The organism is Nocardia sp. NPDC041819, assembly GCF_055590505.1.
Window position 1 is genome coordinate 1 of record NZ_JBVJAP010000046.1, and the last position, 5,228, is coordinate 5,228.

2 rRNA genes are annotated in these 5,228 nt (G+C 56.4%); both read right to left on the reverse strand.

From position 1 onward, the window contains the following. Positions 1-59: 59 nt before the first annotated feature. Positions 60-3,175, reverse strand: a 23S ribosomal RNA gene (locus tag ACZ6DL_RS37950). Positions 3,176-3,499: 324 nt separating this feature from the next. Beyond that, a 16S ribosomal RNA gene (locus ACZ6DL_RS37955) occupies positions 3,500-5,018 on the reverse strand. The 16S and 23S rRNA genes sit together here, the layout of an rRNA operon. Positions 5,019-5,228 lie beyond the last annotated feature (210 nt).

Consider the following 5,228-nt stretch of genomic DNA (forward strand, 5'->3'; position numbering starts at 1 on the left):
TCGAAAGGGGTATCTGTGTGTTGTTTCAGATACCGCACAGTGGACGCGTAGCAACCTTTGTTGGTAAGTCCTCGGCCGATTAGTACCGGTCACCTCCACACGTTACCGTGCTTCCAGTTCCGGCCTATCAACCCCATGGTCTGTAGGGGGCCTTAACCACTCGAAGGTGGTGAGAAACCTCATCTTGGAACAGGCTTCCCGCTTAGATGCTTTCAGCGGTTATCCCTTCCGAACGTAGCCAACCAGCAGTGCCCTTGGCAGGACAACTGGCACACCAGAGGTTCGTCCGTCCCGGTCCTCTCGTACTAGGGACAGCCTTCCTCAAGTTTCTGACGCGCGCGGCGGATAGAGACCGAACTGTCTCACGACGTTCTAAACCCAGCTCGCGTGCCGCTTTAATGGGCGAACAGCCCAACCCTTGGGACCTACTCCAGCCCCAGGATGCGACGAGCCGACATCGAGGTGCCAAACCATCCCGTCGATATGGACTCTTGGGGAAGATCAGCCTGTTATCCCCGGGGTACCTTTTATCCGTTGAGCGACACCGCTTCCACATGCCGGTGCCGGATCACTAGTCCCGACTTTCGTCCCTGCTCGACCTGTCAGTCTCACAGTCAAGCTCCCTTGTGCACTTGCACTCGACACCTGATTGCCAACCAGGCTGAGGGAACCTTTGGGCGCCTCCGTTACATTTTAGGAGGCAACCGCCCCAGTTAAACTACCCACCAGGCACTGTCCCTGAACCCGATCAGGGTCCGAGGTTAGAAGTCCAATACGACCAGAGTGGTATTTCAACGACGACTCCACGAACACTGGCGTGCCCGCTTCACAGTCTCCCACCTATCCTACACAAACCGTACCGAACACCAATACCAAGCTATAGTGAAGGTCCCGGGGTCTTTTCGTCCTGCCGCGCGTAACGAGCATCTTTACTCGTAATGCAATTTCGCCGAGTCTGTGGTTGAGACAGCAGAGAAGTCGTTACGCCATTCGTGCAGGTCGGAACTTACCCGACAAGGAATTTCGCTACCTTAGGATGGTTATAGTTACCACCGCCGTTTACCGGGGCTTAAATTCTCAGCTTCGCACCCGAAGGCGCTAACCGGTCCTCTTAACCTTCCGGCACCGGGCAGGCGTCAGTCCGTATACATCGTCTTACGACTTCGCACGGACCTGTGTTTTTAGTAAACAGTCGCTTCTCTCTGGTCTCTGCGACCACACCCAGCTCACAGCGTAAAGCCGGTCACCAGACGTGGTCCCCCTTCTCCCGAAGTTACGGGGGCATTTTGCCGAGTTCCTTAACCACAGTTCTCTCGATCGCCTCGGTATTCTCTACCTGACCACCTGTGTCGGTTTGGGGTACGGGCCGTGTACCAACTCACTAGAGGCTTTTCTCGGCAGCATAGGATCACTGAATTCGCCTCAATCGGCTACGCATCACGTCTCAGGCTCATGTCGTGCGGATTTGCCTACACAACGCCCTACACGCTTACACCAGGTAATCCATCACCTGGCCCAGCTACCTTCCTGCGTCACCCCATCGCTTGACTACTACACCCAGGGTCTCGTGCATCCCCTTCCAGCTTCCCGAAGGAAGTCCATCCGGTTCAGGACGATTAGCACAGATGATTCGCCATTGGGCGCGGATACACGGGTACGGGAATATCAACCCGTTGTCCATCGACTACGCCTGTCGGCCTCGCCTTAGGTCCCGACTCACCCTGGGCGGATTAACCTGGCCCAGGAACCCTTGGTCATTCGGCGGACGAGTTTCTCACTCGTCTTTCGCTACTCATGCCTGCATTCTCACTCGCACAGCCTCCACAACTAGTTCACACTGCTGCTTCCACGGCTGCACGACGCTCCCCTACCCATCCCAGCTCCTGGCTCGAAAGCAAGATAATACTGGAATGCCGCGGCTTCGGCGGTGTACTTGAGCCCCGCTACATTGTCGGCGCAGGATCACTTGACCAGTGAGCTATTACGCACTCTTTCAAGGGTGGCTGCTTCTAAGCCAACCTCCTGGTTGTCTTCGCGACCCCACATCCTTTTCCACTTAGTACACGCTTAGGGGCCTTAGCCGGCGATCTGGGCTGTTTCCCTCTCGACTACGAAGCTTATCCCCCGCAGTCTCACTGCCACGCTCTCACACACCGGCATTCGGAGTTTGGCTGACTTCGGTAAGCTTGTAGGCCCCCTAGGCCATCCAGTAGCTCTACCTCCGGCGTGAAACACGTGACGCTGCACCTAAATGCATTTCGGGGAGAACCAGCTATCACGGAGTTTGATTGGCCTTTCACCCCTACCCACAGCTCATCCCCTCAGTTTTCAACCTAAGTGGGTTCGGGCCTCCACGACGTCTTACCGTCGCTTCACCCTGGCCATGGGTAGATCACTCCGCTTCGGGTCCATGACATGCGACTAAAAACGCCCTATTCGGACTCGCTTTCGCTACGGCTACCCCACACGGGTTAACCTCGCCACACACCGATGACTCGCAGGCTCATTCTTCAAAAGGCACGCCATCACCCCACCACAAAAGTGGAAGGCTCTGACGGATTGTAAGCGTCCGGTTTCAGGTACTATTTCACTCCCCTCCCGGGGTACTTTTCACCTTTCCCTCACGGTACTAGTCCGCTATCGGTCACCAGGGAGTATTCAGGCTTACCGGGTGGTCCCGGCAGATTCACAGCAGATTTCACGGGCCCGCTGCTACTCGGGAACCCACTACAACAGAGCACGCATTTTCGTCTACGGGACTCTCACCCTCTACGACAGGCCGTTCCAGACCACTTCGACTAACACGCACTTTTCTGACTGTCGCCTACCACGGCAGTGATAGGAAAGTAGGCCCCACTACCCCACACGCGCAACGCCTGCCGGCTATCACACACGCATGGTTTAGCCTCATCCGCTTTCGCTCGCCACTACTCACGGAATCACAATTGTTTTCTCTTCCTGTGGGTACTGAGATGTTTCACTTCCCCACGTTCCCTCCCCACCGCCTATATATTCAGCGGAGGGTGACACGACATCACTCGTGCCGGGTTTCCCCATTCGGAAATCCTCGGATCTCAGCTCGGTTGACAGCTCCCCGAGGCTTATCGCAGCCTCCTACGTCCTTCATCGGCTCCTGGTGCCAAGGCATCCACCGAACGCTCTTAAACACTTACAAACAAAGATGCTCGCGTCCACTGTGCAGTTCTCAAACAACACACCCACCCGAACCACAACCCAGGACCAGCACCCCCGAAGGAGCCGGTATCACCAGAGATCCGAGCGGATCGTATTTTTTGCCTGGAAAGAACGTCTGTTCTTTCAGGACCCAACAGTGTGTCGATATATCAACCACCAGCCGGCCACCAAGGACCCACCGATACGCGGAAGAAGCTGTCAGCGTTCCACCCATGAGCTTCCACCGGACTACATTCGAGTCCGACATGGTCTCTGCCACAACCACCATCACCTATGTGAAGCGTCGTGGAGAAGTGCTCCTTAGAAAGGAGGTGATCCAGCCGCACCTTCCGGTACGGCTACCTTGTTACGACTTCGTCCCAATCGCCGATCCCACCTTCGACGGCTCCCTCCCACAAGGGGTTAGGCCACCGGCTTCGGGTGTTACCGACTTTCATGACGTGACGGGCGGTGTGTACAAGGCCCGGGAACGTATTCACCGCAGCGTTGCTGATCTGCGATTACTAGCGACTCCAACTTCACGGGGTCGAGTTGCAGACCCCGATCCGAACTGAGACCGGCTTTAAGGGATTCGCTCCACCTCACGGTATCGCAGCCCTCTGTACCGGCCATTGTAGCATGTGTGAAGCCCTGGACATAAGGGGCATGATGACTTGACGTCGTCCCCACCTTCCTCCGAGTTGACCCCGGCAGTCTCCTGCGAGTCCCCGCCATTACGCGCTGGCAACACAGGACAAGGGTTGCGCTCGTTGCGGGACTTAACCCAACATCTCACGACACGAGCTGACGACAGCCATGCACCACCTGTACACCGACCACAAGGGGGCCTACATCTCTGCAGGTTTCCGGTGTATGTCAAACCCAGGTAAGGTTCTTCGCGTTGCATCGAATTAATCCACATGCTCCGCCGCTTGTGCGGGCCCCCGTCAATTCCTTTGAGTTTTAGCCTTGCGGCCGTACTCCCCAGGCGGGGCGCTTAATGCGTTAGCTACGGCACGGATCCCGTGGAAGGAAACCCACACCTAGCGCCCACCGTTTACGGCGTGGACTACCAGGGTATCTAATCCTGTTCGCTACCCACGCTTTCGCTTCTCAGCGTCAGTTACTGCCCAGAGACCCGCCTTCGCCACCGGTGTTCCTCCTGATATCTGCGCATTTCACCGCTACACCAGGAATTCCAGTCTCCCCTGCAGTACTCAAGTCTGCCCGTATCGCCTGCAAGCTCACAGTTGAGCTGTGAGTTTTCACAGACGACGCGACAAACCGCCTACAAGCTCTTTACGCCCAGTAATTCCGGACAACGCTCGCACCCTACGTATTACCGCGGCTGCTGGCACGTAGTTGGCCGGTGCTTCTTCTACAGGTACCGTCACTTGCGCTTCGTCCCTGTCGAAAGAGGTTTACAACCCGAAGGCCGTCATCCCTCACGCGGCGTCGCTGCATCAGGCTTTCGCCCATTGTGCAATATTCCCCACTGCTGCCTCCCGTAGGAGTCTGGGCCGTGTCTCAGTCCCAGTGTGGCCGGTCGCCCTCTCAGGCCGGCTACCCGTCGTCGCCTTGGTAGGCCATTACCCCACCAACAAGCTGATAGGCCGCGGGCCCATCTCGCACCGATAAATCTTTCCACCCACCGCCATGCGACAGCAGGTCATATCCGGTATTAGACCCAGTTTCCCAGGCTTATCCCGAAGTGCGAGGCAGATCACCCACGTGTTACTCACCCGTTCGCCGCTCGTGTACCCCGAAGGGCCTTACCGCTCGACTTGCATGTGTTAAGCACGCCGCCAGCGTTCGTCCTGAGCCAGGATCAAACTCTCCGTTGAAGACTCACAACCACACCCCCAAAAGGGTGCAATCAGATCAAAAACTAGAGTCCGAAAACCTAGCAAAACAATCGCCAGCAAAAAGCTGACAAAAATGTCCGACCCTCCACACGGGGGGTGAAGAGCCGGAACCAAATAAAACATTTGGCACTGACATTCATCGACACACTATTGAGTTCTCAAAGAACACACGCACACACATCCAACCCG